The sequence below is a fragment of the Streptomyces vulcanius genome (assembly GCF_042653945.1).
Taxonomy (GTDB): Bacteria; Actinomycetota; Actinomycetes; order Streptomycetales; family Streptomycetaceae; genus Streptomyces; species Streptomyces mangrovi.
In genome coordinates, this window is record NZ_JBHSFK010000009.1 from 56,035 (window position 1) to 75,109 (window position 19,075).

A 19,075-nucleotide genomic window follows, 5' to 3' on the forward strand; every position below is an offset into this window, starting at 1 on the left:
CGTCACCGGTTGGTGTGCCGGTACCGGGTCCACATGGGCAGTCCGTACCAGCACAGCAGGTACCACGCGACCACCCCGGCGACCAGCCAGGGCACGTACCCGTCGTGCGTCGCGACACGCAGGACCAGCAGGAGTGCGGACGTCATGGTGGCGAGGAGCAGCAGCAGGCCGACGAAGGTGAGCCGGGAGGCCCAGGCCACAGCCTGCGGCTTGACGCTCTGCCCGGACACCAGGCGGTGCAGGGACACCGGTCCGATCAGGGCGCCGGTGGCGGCGGCGCCCAGGACGACCGTCACGATGTAGATCGTCTGGTCCGTGTCGCTCAGCCTCTCGTACTTCGACTGGAACACCACGGTGAGCAGGAAGCCGAAGAGGATCTGCACGCCCGTCTGGGCGACGCGGACCTCCTGGATGAGCTCGCCCCACATCCGGTCGGCGCGCTCTTCCTCGGTCTCGTCACGTCCCGTTCTTCGGTCTTCGTCGTGATCCATGCGGCCCGGGTTACCGGGCCGCATGGCGTTCAAACGGCAGTCGCTCTACCAGCGGTCCTCGACCTGCGCCTTGATCCGGCGGTCGTACAGATCCCGGATCGCCGTCAGGGTCTCCTCGGAGAGCTCCGGCAGCCGGGCCGCGGCGGCGTTGGCGCGGGCCTGCTCGGGCGAGCGGGCGCCGGGGATCACGGTCGTCACACCGGGCTGCTGGATGATCCAGCGCAGGGCGAGCTGGGCCGGGGTGTACCCCTCGGGGGCGAGGGCGGCGAACTCGACGGCGGCCTCGACGCCGGTGGCGTAGTCGACGCCGGAGAAGGTCTCGCCCTGGTCGAAGGACTCGCCGTGCCGGTTGTAGGTGCGGTGGTCGTTCTCGGGGAAGACGGTGTCCTTGGTGTACTTGCCGGACAGCAGGCCGGAGGCGAGCGGGACGCGGGCGATGATGCCGACGCCGGCCTCGCGGGCCGCCGGGAGCACCTCGTACAGGGGCTTCAGGCGGAACGGGTTGAGGATGATCTGCACACTGGCCACACCGGGCCGGGCGATGGCGGTGAGGGCCTCGGCGGAGGTCTCGACGCTGACGCCGTAGTGGGCGATGCGCTCCTCCTCGACGAGGGTGTCGAGCGCGTCGAAGACCTCGTCGCCGGAGTAGACCGGGGTGGGCGGGCAGTGCAGCTGGACCAGGTCGATGCGGTCGACGCCGAGGTTGCGGCGGGAGCGGTCGTTCCAGGCGCGGAAGTTGTCCAGGACGTAGTTCTCGGGGATCTGTTCGACCCGGCGGCCCATCTTGGTGGCGACCAGGACGTGCAGGTCGGGCCGGCCGCTCAGGAAGGCGGCGATGGTCTGCTCGCTGCGTCCGTCGCCGTAGACGTCGGCGGTGTCGAAGAAGGTCACTCCCGACTCGGCCGCCGCCTCCAGGACCGTCAGCGCCTCCTTGTCGTCCACGTCTCCCCAGTCGGCGCCCAGCTGCCAGGTGCCGAGGCCCACGACAGATGCGTGCTGACCGGATCTTCCGAATTCGCGCTCGTCCATGGCGTCAGTCTGTCATCCGGCGGGGGACGGCGCGGAACCGGCCGATCCGGCCCACGGAGGCGAATCGTTCACTCACATGGGTGAGCCTGTTCGAAGAAACGCGGTCAGGTGTCGACGGGCGCCTAGCGTGGCCCCGTGACTGATCGTTCAGTGAGCAACTTCCAGCCGGGAGACTCCTCCTGGACCCGGCGCGGCTTTCTGCGCTCCGCCGCCCTGGCCGTCGTGCCCGTCCTGGTCGCCGCCGATCCGGCCGTCGCGGCGGAGGAACTGCCGGACTTCCCGGCGGGCGTGGCCCTCTCCCGTACGGCATACCGCAACTGGGACGGCGAGATCACCGTGACCGGGCTGTGGGCGTGCGCGCCCGCGGACCCGCAGCAGGTGGTCGCCGTCGTCAACTGGGCCCGGCGCAACGGCTGGACGGTCCGGGCCCGGGGCGCCTCGCACGGCTGGTCGCCGCTGACCGTCCCGGCGGGCACGGCGTCGGATGCGCGGATCCTCCTCGTCGACACCGCCCCGCATCTGACCGGGCTGTCCCTGGAGTCCGCGAGCGAGGTCCGCGCGGGCACCGGGGTGACACTGGAGGCCCTGCTCACCTTCCTCGAAGGGCACGGTCTCGGGGTCACCGCGGCGCCGGCGCCCGGCGATCTCACCCTGGGCGGCGCGCTGGCGGTCGACGCGCACGGGACGGCGGTGCCGGCGCGGGGCGAGGAGCGGCTGCCCGGGCAGACGTACGGCTCGCTCAGCAACCGTGTGCTGGAGCTGACGGCCGTGGTGTGGGACGCACAGGACGGGGACGGCGGGGCGTACGCGCTGCGGACGTTCACCCGTGACGAGGCGGACTGCGCCGCGCTGCTCACCCATCTCGGACGGTCGCTGGTGACCGAGGTGGTGCTGCGGGTGGGCGCCAACAGCAATCTGCGGTGCGTGAGCCGTACGGACATTCCGGCGGCCGAGCTGTTCGCGGCGCCGGGCGGGAGCGGGGGCGGACGGACGCTGGCGGGCTTCCTGGAGGCCGAGGGGCGGGTGGAGGCGATCTGGTTCGCGTTCACCGAGCGCCCGTGGTTCAAGGTGTGGTCCGTCGAGCCGACGAAGCCGCTCGGCTCGCGGCGCGTGACGTCGCCGTACCCGTATCCCTTCTCCGACAACGTCCCGACCCCGGTGGCGGATCTGGCCGGGCGGATGGTGTCGGACGCGGCCTGGTACCTGGCGCCGGTGCTGGGGAACGCGCAGTTCGACGTGGCCGCGCTGGGGCTGGTGGCGACGCTGTCGGCGGACGTGTGGGGGCCGTCGAAGAACACCCTGCTGTACATCAGGCCGACCACGCTGCGGGTGCACGCCAACGGGTACGCGGTGCTCACCGCCCGGGACCAAGTGCAGCGTGTCGTGGCCGAGTTCACCGCCTTCTACCGGGAGCGGCTCGACGCGTACGCCGCGCTGGGGCGGTTCCCCGTCAACGGTTCGGTGGAGATCCGGGTCACCGGGCTCGACGATCCGGCGGAGGCCGAACTCGCCGGTGCCCGGGCGCCGGCGCTGTCGGCGCTGCGACCCGGCCCGGAGCACCCCGAGTGGGACACGGCCGTCTGGCTGGACGTGCTGACGCTGCCCGGCACGCCCTACGCCGACGCGTTCTACCGCGAGCTGGAGCGCTTCCTGCTGGCCACGTACGACGGGACGCACGCCCTGACCCGGGTGGAGTGGTCGAAGGGGTGGGGGTACACCGACGAGGCCGCCTGGAGCGACGGGGAGGTGCTGGGGACCGTCGTACCGGAGTCGTTCGGCGCGGAGTGGAGCGAGGCCGCCGGGGTGCTGGACCGGCTGGATCCGCACCGGGTGTTCACCACGCCGCTGCACGGGCGGTTGTTCGGCTAGCCCGTCAGGTGGGCCTGCACTGTGGGCCCGTAGCGGTCGACGATGTCCTCGACGGGGAGGGACCAGAGTTCCGGGCCCCGGGCGATGCCCAGCATCATGCCGAGGCCGAGGGCGGTGGCGAGGGCCAGTTCGGCGCGGACGGCCGCGTCGGGGCCGGTGAGACGGGCGGTGAGACGGGCGAGGACCTGGGCGCGGAAGTTGGCGCGCAGCACGTCGCCGTGCTCGCCCTGCAGGGGTGCGAAGGCGATCCGCAGCACGGGATCGACACCGCGCTCGCGCTGGCCGGCCATGATCTGCCGGACCATGTGGCGGCCCAGGTCCTCCAGGGGGCCGGCGAGGAACGTGTCGGCGTCCTCCTCGAAGGACATCACGCGGGCGAACAGGGCGTCCTTGTTGCCGAAGTACTTGAGGATCAGCGGCGGGCTCACCCCGGCGCGCTCGGCCACGGCCTTGAGGGTGATGTCGGCGTGCGCCTGACGGGCGAGGAGATGTCGGGCGGCACGCAGGATGGCCGCCTTGGTGGCCTCGGCGTCGCGGCGGACGGGGGGTGGAGGAGTGCCGGGTGCAGTGCTCACGGCGTTCATGCTCCCTCCAAGGCCTCGTCGGCGACGGGTCGGGGGGCGCGGCGGGCGCGTCGGGGGTCCTCGGGGTCCGGATCGCCCGGGACGGCGGGGACGGCGGGCTTCAGGGCGCCGGGGTGCCGGTCGCTGTCGGAGAGGCCCGGCTCCGGGTGTCCGGGAGCGGCGGAGTCCGGGCCGCCGGGGATGGTCAGGGCCACCGCGCCGGCGGCGAGGGCGACGGCGCCCGCGACGCCGAAGGCCAGCAGGTAGCCGTGCAGGGTGGGCACCGGGACACTGCCGACCAGGCTGGTGTGGTGGACGAGCACCGCGGCCACGGCGGCGCTGGAGGTGGCCTGGCCGATGGTGCGCATCAGGACGTTGACGCCGTTCGCGGAGGCCGTCTGGGCGGCCGGGACGGCCCGCAGGATCAGCGCGGGCAGCGCGGAGTAGGCGAGGGTGGTGCCGGTGGCCACCACCGTGGCCCCCACGATGATCATCCACAGCGCGTGGCTGTTGCCGATGCGCACCGCGTACCCGGCGGCGATGACGGCGGCGCCGAGCGCGAGCGTGATGCGGGGGCCGCGGGCCTCGGAGATCCGGGCGGAGAGCGGGGAGAACAGCAGCATGGTGATGCCGCCGGGCAGCAGGCACAGGCCGGTCTGGACGATGGACAGCCCGAGGCCGTAGCCACTGGCCTTGGGGGCCTGCACGAGCTGGGCGGTGACGAGCGAGTTGGCGTAGAAGGCGAAGCCGGTGAGCAGCGCGGCCACGTGGGCGAGGCCGACGCTGGGCCGGGAGACCAGCCGCAGGTCCACCAGGGGCCGCTCGGCGCGCAGTTGCTGCCGCCACCACAGGCCGAGGACGACGACGGCGGCGAGGAACAGTCCGACGATCCGGGTACTCCCCCAGCCCCACTGACCGCCCTGGGACACGGCGAGGAGCAGACAGGTCAGCCCGGCGGCGAGTCCCAGCGCGCCCGTCACGTCGAACCGTCCGGGCTCGCGCACGGGCGACTCCGGCACCGCCCAGCGGATCAGCGCGACGCCGGTCACGCCCAGGACCGCGGTCGCCCAGAACATCACGTGCCAGTCGGCGTACTGGATGATCATGGCCGCCGCGGGCAGGCCGAGGGCGGCGCCGATGCCGACGGTGGAGCTCATCAGCGCCACCGCGGAACCCCGGCGCTGCGGGGGCAGTTCGTCGCGCAGGATGCTGATGGAGAGCGGGACGACGGAGGACGCGGCGCCCTGGAGGGCGCGGGCCGCGATCAGGATGCCGATCTGCGAGGTGAGCGCGCAGATCACCGAGCCCGCGGCCATCAGCGCGAAGGAGAGGAGCAGGACCCGCCGCTTGCCGTACATGTCGCCGGCGCGGCCGAGCACCGGGGTGAGGACGGCTCCGGAGAGCAGCGAGGCGGTCACCATCCACGAGACCGTGGCCTGAGAGGAGCCGGTCAGCCGGGGCAGGTCCGGCAGGAGGGGGACGACGACGGTCTGCATGACCGCCATCAGGATGCCGCAGTACGCCAGGACCGGGATGGTCAGCCGGGCCCTGAGGCCGGCCGATTCCCTGGTCGGGGCGGGTATCGGAGCGGGCGACACCATGGGAACTCCAGCGGCCTACGGGAAACAAAAAGTGGGTGAATGGCGATTCACCGTAACAGTGAATGGCCATTCACCCAAACGGGTACCTCCAGCGCGAATACCTACTGCCGAGTACCTACTTGCGGGTACCCAGGGCTCGGGCGTGGGCGCCGCGGGCGAGCTTCGGGCCGAGCCAGCGCTTGAACCGGCGCAGGGCCTCCAGCTGTCCGGCGGCCCTGTCGAGCCGGTAGTACAGCTGGGGCGGGACGTAGGGCAGCAGGGGCGAGTGGCGCTGGCCGAGCAGGGCGAACATCCGCTCCGGGGGGAGATGGATGTAGCGGTTGAGGTTCTCGTACCACTGGGCGCTGTAGCGGGCGGCGCTCTGGAGGGAGAGCAGGGCGGCCTTGCGCTCGCGTTCGTAGCGGGCGAGGGCCCGCGGGATGCCGTCGCTCTCCCGCAGGGCGTCGGCGAGGGCGATGGCGTCCTCCAGGGCGAGGGTGGTGCCGGCGCCGATGGAGTAGTGGGTGGTGTGGGCGGCGTCGCCGAGGAGGACGAGGTTGTCGCGGTGCCAGGTGCGGTTGGTGAGGGTGCGGAAGGTGAGCCACGAGGTGGCGCCGTCGTCGTCGCGGCCGACGAGGGGGTGGCCGTCGAGGACGTGCGCGAAGAGCTTCTCCACGCGGGCGAGCCCGTCGGCCGCCTCCAGGCCGAGCCCGTCGCGGGTCTCGGGGGCGCACTCGATGACGCAGGTGCTCTGTTCGGCGCTGAAGGGGTAGCCGTAGCACCAGACCCAGCCGTGCCCGGTCTCCACGAAGGCGAAGGTGAAGGAGTCGAAGACCTTGGTGGTGCCGAGCCACACATAGGAGTTGCGGCCCGGGACGAGTTCGGCGCCGAAGTGCGCGGTGTGGTGGGTGCGCAGGGCGCTGTGGACGCCGTCGCCGGCCACGATCAGATCGGCGTCCGGGAGGGTGTCGGGCGTGATCTCGTCCTCGAACTCCAGACGTACGCCGAGGGTGCGGGCGCGGTCGGCGAGGAGTTCCAGGAGTTTGTGGCGGCCGATGCCATGGCCCTCGTCGCCGGGCTGACGGGTCGACAGGTCCCGTACGTGGGCGACGCCTTGGTTCCAGCGGACCGAGTGCTCCTCGATGGCGGCGGCCGACTCGGGGTCACACACGCGGAGTCTGTCGAGGAGTCCCTGCCAGTAGGTGACGCCCCAGCCGTAGGTCGAGCCCTCCGGGTCGCGCTCGTGGACGGTGACGTCGTGGGACGGGTCCTGCCGCTTGAGCAGGATCGAGAGATACAGGCCGGCGGGCCCGCCGCCGACACAGGCGACCTTCACGTAAACCCCTAGGAATTACTGGTCGTGATGGATGAACGACGCAAGGTAACAGTCGGGGTGACGGGTCAGGCCCGGGCGGCGCGAAAGATCACCCGAAGCGGCGGCGAGCCGGAAGGGAATTGCCCCTTCCGGCTCGCGCGGCGTCGGTGCGGTGGATCAGACCTCGGCGGATCAGGCCTCTGCGGTACGGCACTCCGGGTGTCCCCAGCCCTGCGCGTTCTTGGCGATCGGCTCACCGGCCGCGTAGCCCCGGCCGCACAGACAACGGCCGGGGAACTTGGCCTTGATCGTGCGGGCGGACGACGAAGACGAACTGCCAGTCCTCCGGGGGGACTTGGCGCCGCCGGAGGAGCGGGCCGGCTTCGCCTTCGGGGTGTCGGGCGAGGGCGGCGGCTCCGGGGAACCCTGCTCGCTGCCCGCCGCCTGCTGGACGATCGCGGCCTGGCTGGCGGCGCGGTCGGCGAAGTCGTTCAGCGGGTCGCCGTCGACCTGGTGGGCGGGGACGTAACGGAAGTCGACCGAGCGGCCGTCGAGCAGTTCGTCGATCCGGACGACCAGATCCTGGTTGGCGACCGGCTTGCCCGCGGAGGTCTTCCAGCCGTTGCGCTTCCAGCCGGGCAGCCAGGTGGTGACGGCCTTCATGGCGTACTGCGAGTCCATCCGGACCTCGAGCGGCACGGCCGGGTCGGTCGACGCCAACAGCTGTTCCAGGGCGGTGAGTTCGGCGACGTTGTTGGTCGCCCTGCCGAGCGGCCCCGCCTCCCAGCGGGCCGGCGCCTCCGTCGCGTCGGCGACCACCCATGCCCAGCCGGCCGGTCCCGGGTTTCCCTTCGAAGCCCCGTCGCACGCGGCCACAACACGTTCACGCATGGGCACGATCATGCCATGGCCGCGCGGCGCCCTCAGCAGGAAGCTCAGACCGGCTTGGCCTTCGGCTGCTCGCCCTCCGTCGTCCTGATGTCGATCACCGAGAAGTTCGCGCCCTGCGGGTCGGTGAGGGCGGCGAACCGGCCGTAGGGGCTGCTCATCGGCCCGAAGCGCAGGACGGCGCCGAGCTTGGTGGCCTTGGCGACGGTGTCGTCGCAGTCGGAGACCACGAAGTACACGTTGACGTAGGACGGCACCTCGGGCGGGAACTCCTCCGTCATCCTCATCCGGCCGAGCACCGTGGCGTCGCCGACGTTGAACATCCGGAAGTCGATCGCGTCGTCCTCGAGTTGCTGGGCCGTGTACGGGAAGACCGCGCTGAAGAACCGGTCCGCCTTGTCGGGCTCGCGGGTGAAGACCTCGGCCCAGCCGTAGGCGCCCGGGACGGCCTGCGCCTCGAAGCCCTCGTGGCTGCCGGCCTGCCAGACGCCGAACACCGCGCCGCTGGGCTCGCGGGCCAGGCACATCGTGCCGAAGTCGCCGACCTGCATCGGCTCCATCAGCACCTCACCGCCGGCGGCGCGGATCTTCGCCGCGGTGGCGGCGGCGTCCGGGGAGGCGAAGTACAGACACCACTGCGACTGGCCCTCCTGCCCGGGCATCGGCGGGACGACGGCGGCGGTCGCCTTGCCGTCGGCGTAGGCCTGGGTGTAGTTGCCGTACTCCGACGACGACTCGCCGAACGTCCAGCCCAGGACGTCGCCGTAGAAGCTCTTGGCTCCCTCGACGTCGCTGTACATCGCGTCGACCCAGCACGGGGTTCCCTCTGGTTGTACGGCCATGACCGCGGCCCTTCCGAAGAGACGACTCTGTCCGTTTCCTCACGCTAGTCACCCGCCCGGCGCCGCGCGCGTCGAACGCGTTCCCCCGTCCCGGTGAACGATCTCCCTCAATCCTCTTGATCACCGGCGTGCGGGAGCACATGAAGGCCGCCGGAAAGCGCGGGACACACCTTCCGCACCTTCCCTCCGGTTTACACCTTCGAGCGCGTACTGCCGCCCCTTTCACGCCGTACCCATCCGTCACTCAGGGTGTTTGGCTGGTGCCGCGGATCACCGAAACCGATCTTCCTGGAGGGAATGTGTCCACACCGGACAGCACCGCCGGTACCGCTCTCGACGAACCGGCCCCCGAGCCCTCCACCGACGGGCAGTTCACCAGCCTCGGCACCGAGGCGGCCCGCCAACTCGCCACCACCCACAAGTCCGAACCCCAGATGCAGGCCATCAGCTCGCGCTGGCTGCTGCGCATGCTGCCGTGGGTGGACGTCAAGGGCGGCACCTACCGGGTCAACCGGCGTCTGCAGCTGAAGGTGGGCCGGGGCCGGGTGCAGTTCGAGCAGAACGGCGGGGACGACGTCCGGGTCATCCCGGAGACCCTGACCGAGCTGCCCCTGCTGCGGGGCTACTCCGACAACGGCACGCTCGGTGAGCTCGCCTCGCGCTTCCAGACCCGGGAGGTCCGGGCCGGACAGGTCGTCTTCGAGGCCGGGCAGCCGGTCACGGAGGCCTACCTGGTCGTGCACGGCCGCTTCACCCGGTACAAGGCCGGCAAGTACGGCGGTGAGGAGATCGTCGGCGTCGTCTCCGGCGGCGACCAGTTCGGCGACGAGGCCCTCGGCCAGGACGATCCGCTGTGGCTGACGTCGGTGCGCGCGGAGACCTCGGGCGTGCTGCTCGCGGTGCCCTGGGACGTACTGCGGGAGTTCGTCGGCCGGGTGCCGTCGCTCCAGGCGCATGTGCGCGCGTACGCCGCGCGGCAACGGCTGCCGATGAACCGCAAGGGCGAGGCGGACCTGCCGCTGCAGGCCGGCCATGCGGGCGAGCCGACGCTGTCCGGCGGCTTCGTCGACTACGAACTCGCGCCGCGCGAATACGAGTTGTCGCTGACCCAGACCGTGCTGAAGGTCCACACCAGGGTCGCCGATCTCTACAACAACCCGATGAACCAGACCCAGCAGCAACTCCGGCTCACCGTCGAGGAGATCCGGGAGCGCCAGGAGTGGGAGATGGTGAACAACCGGGACTTCGGGCTGCTGCACAACATCGACTACAGGCAGCGGGTGAGCACGTTCACCGGGCCGCCGACCCCGGACGACATGGACGAGCTGCTGACGATGCGGCGCAAGACCAAGCTGTTCCTCGCCCATCCCAAGGCGATCGCGGCCTTCTTCCGGCAGTGCAACCGGCGCGGTCTGGTGCCGGGCACGGCCACCGTGGAGGGACACGAGGTCCCGGCCTGGCGGGGGGTGCCGATCTTCCCGTGCAACAAGATCCCGATCACCGAGCAGCACACCAGCAGCATCATCGCGCTGCGCACGGGTGAGGCCGACCAGGGGGTCGTCGGGCTCTACCAGACGGGTATCCCGGACGAGTTCCAGCCCGGTCTGAACGTGCGGTTCATGGGCATCGACACCCACTCGGTCATCCGTTACCTCGCCACCGCCTACTACTCGATGGCCCTGCTGGTACCGGACGCGGCCGGGGTCCTGGAGAACGTCCAGATCGGCCGGACGGCCGAGTGAGCACGCCGCTGAACAGTCCGGTCCTGCTGCCCGGCCCGCCGAGTCTCGCCGCGAGCGTCAGGGCCCGGCGCAGCGGGGCGGTCCCCGGGCTGCGGTACCGGGAGGTCGCCCCCGCCGACCCGGAGAAGGCGGCGGAGGTCGATCGCCGGCTGGAGGAGTGGGCGCGCGGTCTCGATCTGTTCCCGGCGGCCTGGGACGGGGACTTCGCGGAGTTCCAGGTCGGCCGTGCCGTGGTGCTCCAGCATCCGGGCGCCCTCGACCTGGACCGCCTGACGGCGGCGGGCAAGCTGCTGCTGGCGGAGAACGTGGTCGACAGCTGCTACTGCGAGGAGGACGAGGGCCGGGGCGCGTCCCGCAGCGGCCTGGGCGGACGGCTGGTCCTCGCGCAGTCGGCGCTCGACCCCTTCCACGGCCCGCCCGGCTTCCAGGAGGAGTGGGAGCAGGGCATGCAGGCCGACGGCCCGCTGCGCTCCTACTACTGGGCGCTCAAGGACTACGCGGCCGTCGCCACCCCCAGCCAGACCGACCGGTTCGTGCACGACATGGCCCGGCTGCACCAGGGCTATCTCGCCGAGGCGGCCTGGAGCGAGACCCGGTACAAGCCGCGGACCTGGGAGTACCTGGTCATGCGGCAGTTCAACAACTTCCGGCCGTGTCTGTCGCTCGTGGACGCGGTCGACGGCTACGAACTGCCCGAGCAGCTCTACGCCCGCCCGGAGATCCAGCGGGTCACGGCGCTGGCCTGCAATGCCACCACCATTGTCAACGACCTGTACTCCTTCACGAAGGAGCTGGCCTCCGACCCCACCCACCTCAATCTGCCGCAGGTCGTGGCCGCCAACGACCGCTGCGGTCTCCAGGCCGGCTATCTGCGGTCGGTCGAGATCCACAACCAGGTCATGGAGGCGTTCGAGGAGGAGTCGGCCGTGCTCGCCGCCACCTCGCCGCTCGTCGGGCGCTATGTCCAGGGGCTGTCGGACTGGGTGGCCGGCAACCACGAGTGGCACGCCACCAACACCCACCGTTACAGCCTGCCCAACTACTGGTGAGCAGAACGCTCTTGACACCACGTCATATGAACCACGTACCGCATCGCAAGGAGTCACCGTTGACCATCACCCCCGACGCCCCGACCGCGACCGTGCAGCTGCCGACCCAGTCCGTCTACCAGAACCGCGTCGCCGACTACTGGAACGCCGAGGAGAACCCGGTCAACCTCGATCTCGGCCGGATCGACGATCTCTACCACCATCACTACGGCGTGGGTGACGCCGACTGGTCCGTGCTCGACGAGCCCGACCCCGGGCTGCGCAAGGACCGGCTCACCGCCGAGCTGCACCGGCTGGAGCACGCCCAGGCCGAGCTGCTCGCCGCCCGGCTCGGCGGGCTCACCCCTGACGACCGTGTCTTCGACGCCGGCTGCGGGCGCGGTGGCGGCAGTGTGACGGCCAACCTGCGCTACGGCTGCGGGGCGGACGGCGTCACCATCTCCGCCAAGCAGGCCGGGTTCGCCAACGAGCAGGCCCGTAAGCGGGGCATCGACGACAAGGTGCGCTACCACCACCGCAACATGCTGGACACGGGTCTGGAGACCGGCGCCTACGCGGCGTCGTGGAACAACGAGTCGACGATGTACGTCGAGCTGGACCTGCTGTTCGCCGAGCACGCCCGGCTGCTGCGCCGCGGCGGACGGTACGTCGTCATCACCGGCTGCTACAACGACACCTACGGACAGGCCTCTCGGGAGGTGTCGCTGATCAACGCCCACTACATCTGCGACATCCATCCGCGCTCGGCGTACTTCCGGGCGCTGACCGCCAACCGGCTGGTGCCGGTCCACGTCGAGGACCTCACCGCGACGGCCATCCCCTACTGGGAGCTGCGGAGCCAGGCGGAGCACCTGGTCACCGGCATCGAGGAAACATTCCTCAGCGCCTACCGGAACGGCAGCTTCCAGTATCTGCTGATCGCGGCGGACCGGGTCTGAGACGCCGGGGACCAGTGCGCCCAAGACCGTTCGGGGCGTGCGGCTGAGCGGGCTCACTCCCGCTCAGCCCACAGGAACGGTTCGCCCGGCCGTAGACCGACCAGGTTTCCTACGCGCCGTCGTACGCCTTCCGCAGGGCCGCGAGGTCGAGCTTGCCCATGGCGAGCATGGCCTTCATGGCGCGGGCCGACTTCTCCGGTTCACCGCTGGTGAGCATCTCCATCATCGCGATCGGGACGACCTGCCAGGACACGCCGTACTTGTCCTTGAGCCAGCCGCAGGGGCCGGGCTCGCCGCCGCCCTCGAGGAGCTTGTTCCAGTAGAAGTCGATCTCCTCCTGGTCGGCGCAGTCGATCTGGAAGGAGATCGCCTCGTTGAACTTGAACTCCGGGCCGCCGTTCAGCGCGACGAACTTCTGGCCGTTCGCCGTGAACTCCACGGTGAGCACGGACCCGACGGGGCCCGGTCCGGCGTCGGTGTAGTGGGTGACGTCGCCGACCTTCGAGTTCTTGAAGATCGACACGTAGTGGTGCGCGGCCTGCTCGGCCTGGCCGTCGAACCAGAGACACGTGGTGAATCCGTCGGTGGTCATGAGTACCTCCTGGGCGTGGAACGCGGTCATCAGTGTCGACCCGGGTTCGCCCCGGAACTCATCGGTGGGGCCGGGGCTTAATCCGTTCGGCCCCACCACGCTCCGGAACTAGGCTCGCGATCATGACGTCCTCGCCCGCACCCGACATCAGGCCCTTCCGTATCGACATCCCGCAGCGCGACCTCGACGACCTGTACGACCGGCTGGACCGCGCCCGCTGGCCCGACGATCTGTCCGGCACCGGCTGGGCGTACGGCGTACCGGCCGACTACCTGCGGGAACTCGTCCACCACTGGCGGCACTCGTACGACTGGCGGGCCGCCGAGGCGCAGCTCAACGAGTGGCCGCAGTTCACCACCACCATCGACGGATCGAACGTCCACTTCGCCCATGTCCGCTCCCCCGAGCCGGACGCCACACCGCTGATCCTCACGCACGGCTGGCCGGGGTCGGTCGTCGAGTTCCTCGATGTCGTCGGGCCGCTCACCGACCCGGCCGCGCACGGCGGCGACCCGGCCGACGCGTTCCATGTCGTGGTACCGAGCATTCCCGGGTTCGGGCTGTCCGGGCCGCCCGCGGACACCGGCTGGGAGGCGGGCCGGGTGGCGTACGCCTGGGTCGAGCTGATGACGCGGCTCGGCTACGAGCGGTTCGGCGCGCAGGGCGGCGACTGGGGCTCGGGCATCTCCCGGGAACTGGGCCGCAGCCACCCCGAGCGCGTCATCGGCATCCATCTCAACCTCCTGCCCGGCGCGCAGGCCACCCGCGAGCCGACCGCCGAGGAACTGGCCGCGCTCGACCCCGCCGAGCGGGAGAACACGCTCGCCTCATGGCGGTCGTGGGCCGAGTGGAAGCGCGAGGGCACCGGTTACGCCGTCCTGCACTCCACCCGTCCGCAGACCCTGGCGTACGCGCTCACGGACTCGCCCGTCGGCCAACTCGCCTGGATCATCGAGAAGTTCCGGGAGTGGTCGGACTCGGCGGAGCGTCCCGAGGAAGCGGTGGACCGGGACCGGCTGCTGACGAACGTGATGCTGTACTGGCTGACCGGCACGGCCGGTTCGGCGGCCCGGATCTACTACGAACGGGCGCATGTCACCGGCGAGCGGATCGCCCGCCCCACTGAGCCGTCCACCGCGCCGACGGCGGTGGCCGTCTTCCCGGCCGAGATTCAGAAGCCGCTGCGGCACAGGGCCGACCGCACGGAGAACATCGTGCGCTGGACCGAGTTCGACCGGGGCGGCCACTTCCCGGCGATGGAGGAGCCCGACCTGCTGGTGGGCGACGTGCGGGCGTTCTTCCGGCAGTTGCGGGAGGACTCTGCCTTCGGCTGATCTGCCACGGGCAGAGAACACGGTCATCGGCGTCGTTCGCGGTCAACAGTGGGGTCGAGGCATCCCCACCACCACGAGGAGATCCGATGACTCCACTTTCCGTGCTCGCGCCCCGGGCCGAGGAGGGCGACACCCCACCGACCCGCTTCGACGACCATCTCGCCGCCCAGCTCCTGGCGCAGCGGATCGTCCTGCTGGGCACCCAGGTCGACGAGGTCTCCGCGAACCGGGTCTGCGCACAGCTGCTGATCCTGTCCGCCGAGGACCCGCGCACCGACATCGCCCTGTACATCAACAGCCCGGGCGGGTCGGTGCACGCGGGCCTCGCGATCTACGACACCATGCGGCTGATCCCCAACGACGTCTCGACGCTCGCCATGGGGTTCGCGGCCAGCATGGGCCAGTTCCTGCTCAGCGTCGGCGCGGCGGGCAAGCGGTACGCGCTGCCGAACGCGCGCGTGATGATGCACCAGCCGTCGGCCGGGATCGGCGGCACCACGGCGGACATCGAGATCCAGGCGGAGAACCTGGACTTCACCAAGCGGACCATCGAGCGGATCACCGCCGAGCACACCGGCCAGACCCCGGAGACCATCTCCCGGGACGGCGACCGGGACCGCTGGTTCACGGCCGAGGAGGCCAGGGAGTACGGCATGGTGGACCGGGTGGTGGAGTCGCTCGCCGACGTCCGCCCGGCCTCGACGCGGCGACGGGCGGGGCTGTGACCATGGGGACCTACACGATTCCGAACGTCGTCGAGCGCACCCCGCAGGGCGAGCGGTCCTACGACGTGTACAGCCGGCTGCTGTCGGAGCGGATCATCTTCCTCGGCACCGAGATCGACGACGGCGTCGCCAACGTCGTCATCGCGCAGCTCCTCCACCTGGAGTCGGCGGCCCCGGAGAGCGAGATCGCGATCTACCTCAACTCCCCCGGTGGATCGTTCACTTCGCTGATGGCGATCTACGACACGATGACGTACGTACAGGCGCCGGTCTCGACGGTCTGCGTCGGACAGGCGGCGTCCACGGCGGCCGTGCTGCTGGCCGGCGGGGATCCCGGCCGCCGGTTCGTGCTGGAGCACGCGCGCGTGCTGCTCGGCCAGCCGGCCAGCGGCGGACGCCAGGGCACGGTGTCGGACCTGGCGCTCCAGGCCAAGGAGATGGTCCGCGTCCGCGCCCAGGTGGAGGAGGTCCTCGCCCGCCACACCCGCCACGGCCTCGCCACCCTGCGCGCCGACATGGACCGCGACAAGGTGTTCACGGCGCCGGAGGCGGTGGCCTACGGGCTGGCCGACGAGGTGCTGGGCCGCCGCCGGGTCTGAATCCGGCCCGTCCTCAGGCCGCCAGGCAGAGACCGTCGTACGACGAGTTGGACGTCGTACGGCTGCGGCGGGAGTGCCCGCTGCCGAGCCGTACGAGTTCCCCCTGGGCCCGGGCCAGCAGGTCGCCGAGGCTCAGTCCGAGGGCGTGGGCGGCGGCCGCGAGAACCTCCGAGGAGGCCTCCTTGCGGCCCCGCTCCACCTCCGACAGATACGGCATGGAGATCCGCGCCTCGTCGGCGACGTCCTTCAACGTGCGCTCCTGGGACTGGCGTTCGCGGCGCAGCACGTCGCCGACCAGGTCGCGCAGGAGGGGCTCCCGGGGTGCGGCGGGCCGCTCGGGGGCGGGGCGCAGCGGGATCACGCGGGCTTCGTCGGAGGCCGGACTCGGCGCGGGCTTCGGCACATGGTTGCTCACCGTCCCAGCCTAGGAGCCGGCGCCGCCGGGGGAAGGCTCCGGCGTTCCGCTCTCGGTGAAGTGCACGGCGGCCGACGGTGGTTTTCCGCCACTCTCCTCATCCGGAAGGCATGCCTCGGCGAAGTCCGGGTAACCGCCCCTGGGAGAACACGTCGAAGACAGCATGAAGACACCATGTCCAACCGTGACTTCGTGGGGAGAGGTAATGCACACCGCCGTGAAGGGGTCGCAGGCAAAGACCGTAGAGGACACCGCCAGGACCAGCACGGGTGACGCGTCGTTGCCGGGCATCGAGGACCCCCGGAGCGTGGCTCCGCGCGACGCACGGGAGTTGTCCCGCCAGTTCTTCCAACGGCTTGCCGAGGTCGAGGAGGGCACGCCCGAGCACCAGTACGCGCGCAACACCCTCATCGAGATGAACATGTCCCTGGTGCGCTTCGCGGCCGGACGCTTCCGTGGTCGCGGGGACGACATGGAGGACATCGTCCAGACCGGGATGATCGGTCTGATCAAGGCCATCGACCGGTTCGAGATCTCGCGCGAGGTGGAGTTCACGTCCTTCGCGCTGCCGTACATCGTCGGTGAGATCAAGCGTTTCTTCCGGGACACCACCTGGGCCGTGCACGTACCGCGCCGGCTCCAGGAGCTGCGTGTGGAGCTGGCGAAGGCCCGTGACGAGCTGGCCGGCCGGCTCGACCGGGAACCGACCGTGGCGGAACTGGCCACGTTGATGAACCTCTCGGAGGACGAGGTGGTCGAGGCGCAGGTCGCCGCCAACGGCTACAACTCCTCGTCGCTGGACGCGGCGCTCACCGGCGACGGACCGGAGAACGGCGAGGCGGTCCTGGCGGACTTCATCGGTGTGGAGGAGAACGGGCTGCGGCTCGTCGAGGACTTCCAGTCGCTGGCCCCGCTCATGGCCGAGCTCAGCGAGCGCGACCGGCAGATCCTGTGCCTGCGGTTCGTGGAGGAGGCCACGCAGGCGGAGATCGGCGAGCGGCTCGGCTGCTCGCAGATGCATGTGTCCCGGCTGATCAAGCGGATCATCTTCCGGCTGCGCGAGGGGATGCTGGGCGAGCTGGGCTGCGCCTGACGAGAGTCCGCTGCGTCCGACCGCCTGACGGCCTCTCGAGGGTCAGGCGGTCAGACGCAGCAGGGCGCGGACGCGCTTGCCGACCGGCACGCGCTCGGCGGTGACCTCCGCGGCCAGCGCGTGCACGATCTCCAGACCGTGCCGGCCGATGCGCCGGGGGTCCTTCGGGAACCGCAGGGGCAGCGCGTCGCTGCTGTCGTAGACACAGACGCTCACGGCGTCTTCGGTTCCCTCCAGCTCCAGGATGTACGGCCCGTTGCTGTGCCGGTCGGCGTTGGTGACCAGTTCGCTGACGACCAGCAGCACCTCGCCGCCCGCGCGTTCGCCTATGCGTGCGCACCACTCGGTCCTGAGCTGCTCGACGAAGTGCGCGGCGAAGCTGCGGGCCTCGGCGATGCACCCGGGTTCACCGGTGTAGTGCGCCGCTCTCCGCAACGGTTCCACGGGGACGTCGAAGCCGGTCGTTGTCACTGCCCCGTCCAGGTGTTCGATCATGCGTATCTCTCTGAGAAGCCGGACTGGCCGGACGCTGCTGCACCTCTCCTCGTACCCCGTCCCGCGCCGCACAGTCCTGAGGCTCCTCACACCGCCGGTGAGCCCGGGGAGGACGGGACGTCGGAGAGGACCGGCGGCGACCCGCTCAGCGTGTCGGCGGACTCCGGCGCCGACGCGGAGCCGGGGGACTCGGGCGAGGCCGGGGACGGCGCCGACGACGGGGCCGACGACGGAGGCGCAGACGGAGACTCGGGCGGAGACGGGGTGGACGGCGATTCGGAGCTCGGCGAGGACGAGGGCGGCTCGGAGCCCGGCGAGCTGGGGCGCGACGGGGTCGGGGTCGAAGGACTGGTCGACGCGGACGGGGTCGTCACCGTCACGGACGGCGTGGGCTTGGCCGGCGGACGGGTGGGCCGGTCCTGGTGGCCTCGCGTGTCGCCCGGATGGCGGGCGAACCAGTGGTGGGCGTTGTCGGGGTCGTAGAGGACGAACTCCTTCACCGGCTTGGCGGCGGGCTGGACCACGACGACGTTCGAGGAGCTGTACGACGGCCAGGTGTCGCCGGTGCGCTCGAGCGGCTTCTGCTGCAGGACGGGCTTGGTGAGCGGGTTGCCGCAGGCGCAGCGCACGCGCGGCAGGCCGTGCGCGTCGACGAGGACGGCGGTGCCCGCCTGCAGGACGGCCTGGTAGGTGGTCACGGCGCCGTCGCGGTAGCCGTGGTTGGTGACCCAGGTGTCCATGCGCAGCTGTACGGGGGTGAGGGAGCGCAGATAGGCGGGGACGCCCTCGGGCCGGACGCCGGCGACGGAGGCGAACGCGCGGTTCCTGGCGGGGGCCTCGCGCAGGAAGGTGATCTGTTTCTCCACGTCGCAGCTGGCGACCTTGCGGGTACCGCCGTAGACACCGGCGGCCCCGCCGTCGACGGCCTGGACGGCGTTCCGCGCGGTCTCGCCCGGGGTGTGCGCCGGGGCGGTGGAGGCGGGCGCGGCGGAACTGTCGGTGGCGGTGCTCTCGGTGAACGGGTCGGGGCCGGTCTTGGCCGCGGCCTGCGTGAAGATCTTGCCGCTGCCGGGGGAGGACACCGAGGAGGAGCCGCCTCCGCCAGGGAGGGTGAGGACGAGGGCGAGGGCGACCGCGGCGACGACGGCGGTGGCGAGCAGGGCGACCCTCGGTGCGGACTTCCACCACGCCCGGCCGGGCTCCGGTCCGGGCTCGGGCGCACCGCCGCCCGGCGGGCCACCGCCCGAGGAGCCACCGCCCGAGGAGCCGCCGGACGAGGAGCCGCCCGACGAGTCGCCCGGAGGTGGCGTGGAGGGCGGCGGTTCCGAGGGTGGCTGCGAGGGACCCGACAGGGGGCCTGAGGGCGGTCCTGTGGGACGGCCGGAGGACGGAGGTTCGGCGCTCACATGCTCTCCCGTGCTCTTCGGAACGTACTCTTCCGATTGTGTGCCCCGGTCGGGTGTCACCCGCAAGCCGGACGCGGACGGACCCGCTCGACGGGCGGCGGGCCGCCGCC

General features: G+C 71.2%; 19 protein-coding genes. 8 read left to right on the forward strand and 11 right to left on the reverse strand.

Annotated features, from left to right (window positions below; all coding sequences use genetic code 11):
* Positions 1 to 2: 2 nt before the first annotated feature.
* Together ACFPIH_RS15570 and ACFPIH_RS15575 are read right to left on the reverse strand one after the other, a co-directional pair.
* Positions 3 to 491, reverse strand: a complete 489-nt coding sequence (locus ACFPIH_RS15570) for a DUF6328 family protein (protein WP_381172659.1) — start codon at positions 489 to 491, stop codon at positions 3 to 5.
* Positions 492 to 536: 45 nt separating this feature from the next.
* The gene (locus ACFPIH_RS15575) at positions 537 to 1,520 is read right to left on the reverse strand and encodes an aldo/keto reductase (protein ID WP_381172657.1); all 984 of its coding nucleotides are present in this window, start codon (positions 1,518 to 1,520) and stop codon (positions 537 to 539) included.
* 135 nt (positions 1,521 to 1,655) lie between these two features.
* Between ACFPIH_RS15575 and ACFPIH_RS15580 the strand changes: the two genes are divergently transcribed.
* Positions 1,656 to 3,389 (forward strand): cholesterol oxidase substrate-binding domain-containing protein, encoded by a 1,734-nt coding sequence (locus ACFPIH_RS15580; protein ID WP_381172656.1) that lies wholly within the window; start codon positions 1,656 to 1,658, stop codon positions 3,387 to 3,389.
* On the opposite strand, the gene ACFPIH_RS15585 is transcribed toward ACFPIH_RS15580, so the two are convergent.
* From ACFPIH_RS15585 to ACFPIH_RS15605, 5 genes are all read right to left on the reverse strand, one after another.
* The gene (locus tag ACFPIH_RS15585) at positions 3,386 to 3,973 is read right to left on the reverse strand and encodes a TetR/AcrR family transcriptional regulator (RefSeq protein ID WP_381172654.1); all 588 of its coding nucleotides are present in this window, start codon (positions 3,971 to 3,973) and stop codon (positions 3,386 to 3,388) included. The genes ACFPIH_RS15580 and ACFPIH_RS15585 overlap by 4 nt on opposite strands.
* Positions 3,970 to 5,553, reverse strand: coding sequence for an MFS transporter (locus tag ACFPIH_RS15590; protein WP_381172652.1), 1,584 nt, complete (start codon positions 5,551 to 5,553; stop codon positions 3,970 to 3,972). The genes ACFPIH_RS15585 and ACFPIH_RS15590 overlap by 4 nt, the downstream gene beginning before the upstream one ends.
* A gap of 115 nt (positions 5,554 to 5,668) precedes the next feature.
* Positions 5,669 to 6,868 (reverse strand): FAD-dependent monooxygenase, encoded by a 1,200-nt coding sequence (locus ACFPIH_RS15595; protein WP_381172650.1) that lies wholly within the window; start codon positions 6,866 to 6,868, stop codon positions 5,669 to 5,671.
* A 171-nt stretch (positions 6,869 to 7,039) separates the two neighbouring features.
* Positions 7,040 to 7,750, reverse strand: a complete 711-nt coding sequence (locus ACFPIH_RS15600) for a ribonuclease H family protein (protein WP_381172648.1) — start codon at positions 7,748 to 7,750, stop codon at positions 7,040 to 7,042.
* A gap of 32 nt (positions 7,751 to 7,782) precedes the next feature.
* Positions 7,783 to 8,577 carry a VOC family protein gene (locus ACFPIH_RS15605; RefSeq protein ID WP_381172646.1) on the reverse strand — a complete coding sequence of 265 codons (795 nt, stop codon included), beginning with the start codon at positions 8,575 to 8,577 and terminating at the stop codon, positions 7,783 to 7,785.
* Between the two features lie 299 nt (positions 8,578 to 8,876).
* Between ACFPIH_RS15605 and ACFPIH_RS15610 the strand changes: the two genes are divergently transcribed.
* Genes ACFPIH_RS15610 through ACFPIH_RS15620 form a run of 3 tightly spaced genes read left to right on the forward strand, consistent with a single transcriptional unit; the run spans position 8,877 to position 12,306 of the window.
* Complete coding sequence (locus ACFPIH_RS15610; protein WP_381172644.1) at positions 8,877 to 10,319, forward strand: family 2B encapsulin nanocompartment shell protein; 1,443 nt, start codon at positions 8,877 to 8,879, stop codon at positions 10,317 to 10,319.
* On the forward strand, positions 10,316 to 11,368 hold the full coding sequence (locus tag ACFPIH_RS15615) for a family 2 encapsulin nanocompartment cargo protein terpene cyclase (RefSeq protein WP_381172641.1): 1,053 nt from the start codon (positions 10,316 to 10,318) through the stop codon (positions 11,366 to 11,368). The genes ACFPIH_RS15610 and ACFPIH_RS15615 overlap by 4 nt, the downstream gene beginning before the upstream one ends.
* A 59-nt stretch (positions 11,369 to 11,427) precedes the next feature.
* Positions 11,428 to 12,306 (forward strand): geranyl diphosphate 2-C-methyltransferase, encoded by an 879-nt coding sequence (locus tag ACFPIH_RS15620; protein WP_381172639.1) that lies wholly within the window; start codon positions 11,428 to 11,430, stop codon positions 12,304 to 12,306.
* Positions 12,307 to 12,415: 109 nt separating this feature from the next.
* On the opposite strand, the gene ACFPIH_RS15625 is transcribed toward ACFPIH_RS15620, so the two are convergent.
* Positions 12,416 to 12,898 carry a VOC family protein gene (locus tag ACFPIH_RS15625; protein ID WP_381172637.1) on the reverse strand — a complete coding sequence of 161 codons (483 nt, stop codon included), beginning with the start codon at positions 12,896 to 12,898 and terminating at the stop codon, positions 12,416 to 12,418.
* 122 nt (positions 12,899 to 13,020) lie between these two features.
* On the opposite strand from ACFPIH_RS15625, the gene ACFPIH_RS15630 reads away from it, so the two are divergent.
* From ACFPIH_RS15630 to ACFPIH_RS15640, 3 genes are all read left to right on the forward strand, one after another.
* Positions 13,021 to 14,232: an epoxide hydrolase family protein gene (locus tag ACFPIH_RS15630; RefSeq protein ID WP_381172635.1), complete on the forward strand. Its 1,212-nt coding sequence runs from the start codon at positions 13,021 to 13,023 to the stop codon at positions 14,230 to 14,232.
* 86 nt (positions 14,233 to 14,318) lie between these two features.
* Positions 14,319 to 14,957 carry an ATP-dependent Clp protease proteolytic subunit gene (locus ACFPIH_RS15635; RefSeq protein WP_381172633.1) on the forward strand — a complete coding sequence of 213 codons (639 nt, stop codon included), beginning with the start codon at positions 14,319 to 14,321 and terminating at the stop codon, positions 14,955 to 14,957.
* Between the two features lie 2 nt (positions 14,958 to 14,959).
* Positions 14,960 to 15,556 carry a ClpP family protease gene (locus ACFPIH_RS15640; protein ID WP_381172631.1) on the forward strand — a complete coding sequence of 199 codons (597 nt, stop codon included), beginning with the start codon at positions 14,960 to 14,962 and terminating at the stop codon, positions 15,554 to 15,556.
* A 13-nt stretch (positions 15,557 to 15,569) separates the two neighbouring features.
* Here the strand turns inward: ACFPIH_RS15640 and ACFPIH_RS15645 are convergent, their stop codons facing one another.
* Positions 15,570 to 15,971 (reverse strand): helix-turn-helix domain-containing protein, encoded by a 402-nt coding sequence (locus ACFPIH_RS15645; RefSeq protein ID WP_381172629.1) that lies wholly within the window; start codon positions 15,969 to 15,971, stop codon positions 15,570 to 15,572.
* Between the two features lie 205 nt (positions 15,972 to 16,176).
* On the opposite strand from ACFPIH_RS15645, the gene ACFPIH_RS15650 reads away from it, so the two are divergent.
* Positions 16,177 to 17,064 carry an RNA polymerase sigma factor SigF gene (locus tag ACFPIH_RS15650; protein ID WP_381172627.1) on the forward strand — a complete coding sequence of 296 codons (888 nt, stop codon included), beginning with the start codon at positions 16,177 to 16,179 and terminating at the stop codon, positions 17,062 to 17,064.
* Between the two features lie 42 nt (positions 17,065 to 17,106).
* Here ACFPIH_RS15650 and ACFPIH_RS15655 read toward each other — a convergent pair whose 3' ends face one another.
* Both ACFPIH_RS15655 and ACFPIH_RS15660 read right to left on the reverse strand, forming a co-directional pair.
* Positions 17,107 to 17,559 (reverse strand): ATP-binding protein, encoded by a 453-nt coding sequence (locus ACFPIH_RS15655; RefSeq protein ID WP_381172625.1) that lies wholly within the window; start codon positions 17,557 to 17,559, stop codon positions 17,107 to 17,109.
* A gap of 86 nt (positions 17,560 to 17,645) precedes the next feature.
* Complete coding sequence (locus ACFPIH_RS15660) at positions 17,646 to 18,965, reverse strand: DUF6777 domain-containing protein (protein ID WP_381172623.1); 1,320 nt, start codon at positions 18,963 to 18,965, stop codon at positions 17,646 to 17,648.
* Between the last annotated feature and the right edge of the window lie 110 nt (positions 18,966 to 19,075).

What these genes read in the sequence shown, in the direction of transcription:
- ACFPIH_RS15570 (WP_381172659.1), bottom strand. Translation starts at nt 491, where the DNA reads ATGGATCACGACGAAGACCGAAGAACGGGACGTGACGAGACCGAGGAA.
- ACFPIH_RS15575 (WP_381172657.1), bottom strand. Translation starts at nt 1,520, where the DNA reads ATGGACGAGCGCGAATTCGGAAGATCCGGTCAGCACGCATCTGTCGTG.
- ACFPIH_RS15585 (WP_381172654.1), bottom strand. Translation starts at nt 3,973, where the DNA reads ATGAACGCCGTGAGCACTGCACCCGGCACTCCTCCACCCCCCGTCCGC.
- ACFPIH_RS15590 (WP_381172652.1), bottom strand. Translation starts at nt 5,553, where the DNA reads ATGGTGTCGCCCGCTCCGATACCCGCCCCGACCAGGGAATCGGCCGGC.
- ACFPIH_RS15600 (WP_381172648.1), bottom strand. Translation starts at nt 7,750, where the DNA reads ATGATCGTGCCCATGCGTGAACGTGTTGTGGCCGCGTGCGACGGGGCT.
- ACFPIH_RS15605 (WP_381172646.1), bottom strand. Translation starts at nt 8,577, where the DNA reads ATGGCCGTACAACCAGAGGGAACCCCGTGCTGGGTCGACGCGATGTAC.
- ACFPIH_RS15625 (WP_381172637.1), bottom strand. Translation starts at nt 12,898, where the DNA reads ATGACCACCGACGGATTCACCACGTGTCTCTGGTTCGACGGCCAGGCC.
- ACFPIH_RS15630 (WP_381172635.1), top strand. Translation starts at nt 13,021, where the DNA reads ATGACGTCCTCGCCCGCACCCGACATCAGGCCCTTCCGTATCGACATC.
- ACFPIH_RS15635 (WP_381172633.1), top strand. Translation starts at nt 14,319, where the DNA reads ATGACTCCACTTTCCGTGCTCGCGCCCCGGGCCGAGGAGGGCGACACC.
- ACFPIH_RS15640 (WP_381172631.1), top strand. Translation starts at nt 14,960, where the DNA reads ATGGGGACCTACACGATTCCGAACGTCGTCGAGCGCACCCCGCAGGGC.
- ACFPIH_RS15650 (WP_381172627.1), top strand. Translation starts at nt 16,177, where the DNA reads ATGCACACCGCCGTGAAGGGGTCGCAGGCAAAGACCGTAGAGGACACC.
- ACFPIH_RS15655 (WP_381172625.1), bottom strand. Translation starts at nt 17,559, where the DNA reads ATGATCGAACACCTGGACGGGGCAGTGACAACGACCGGCTTCGACGTC.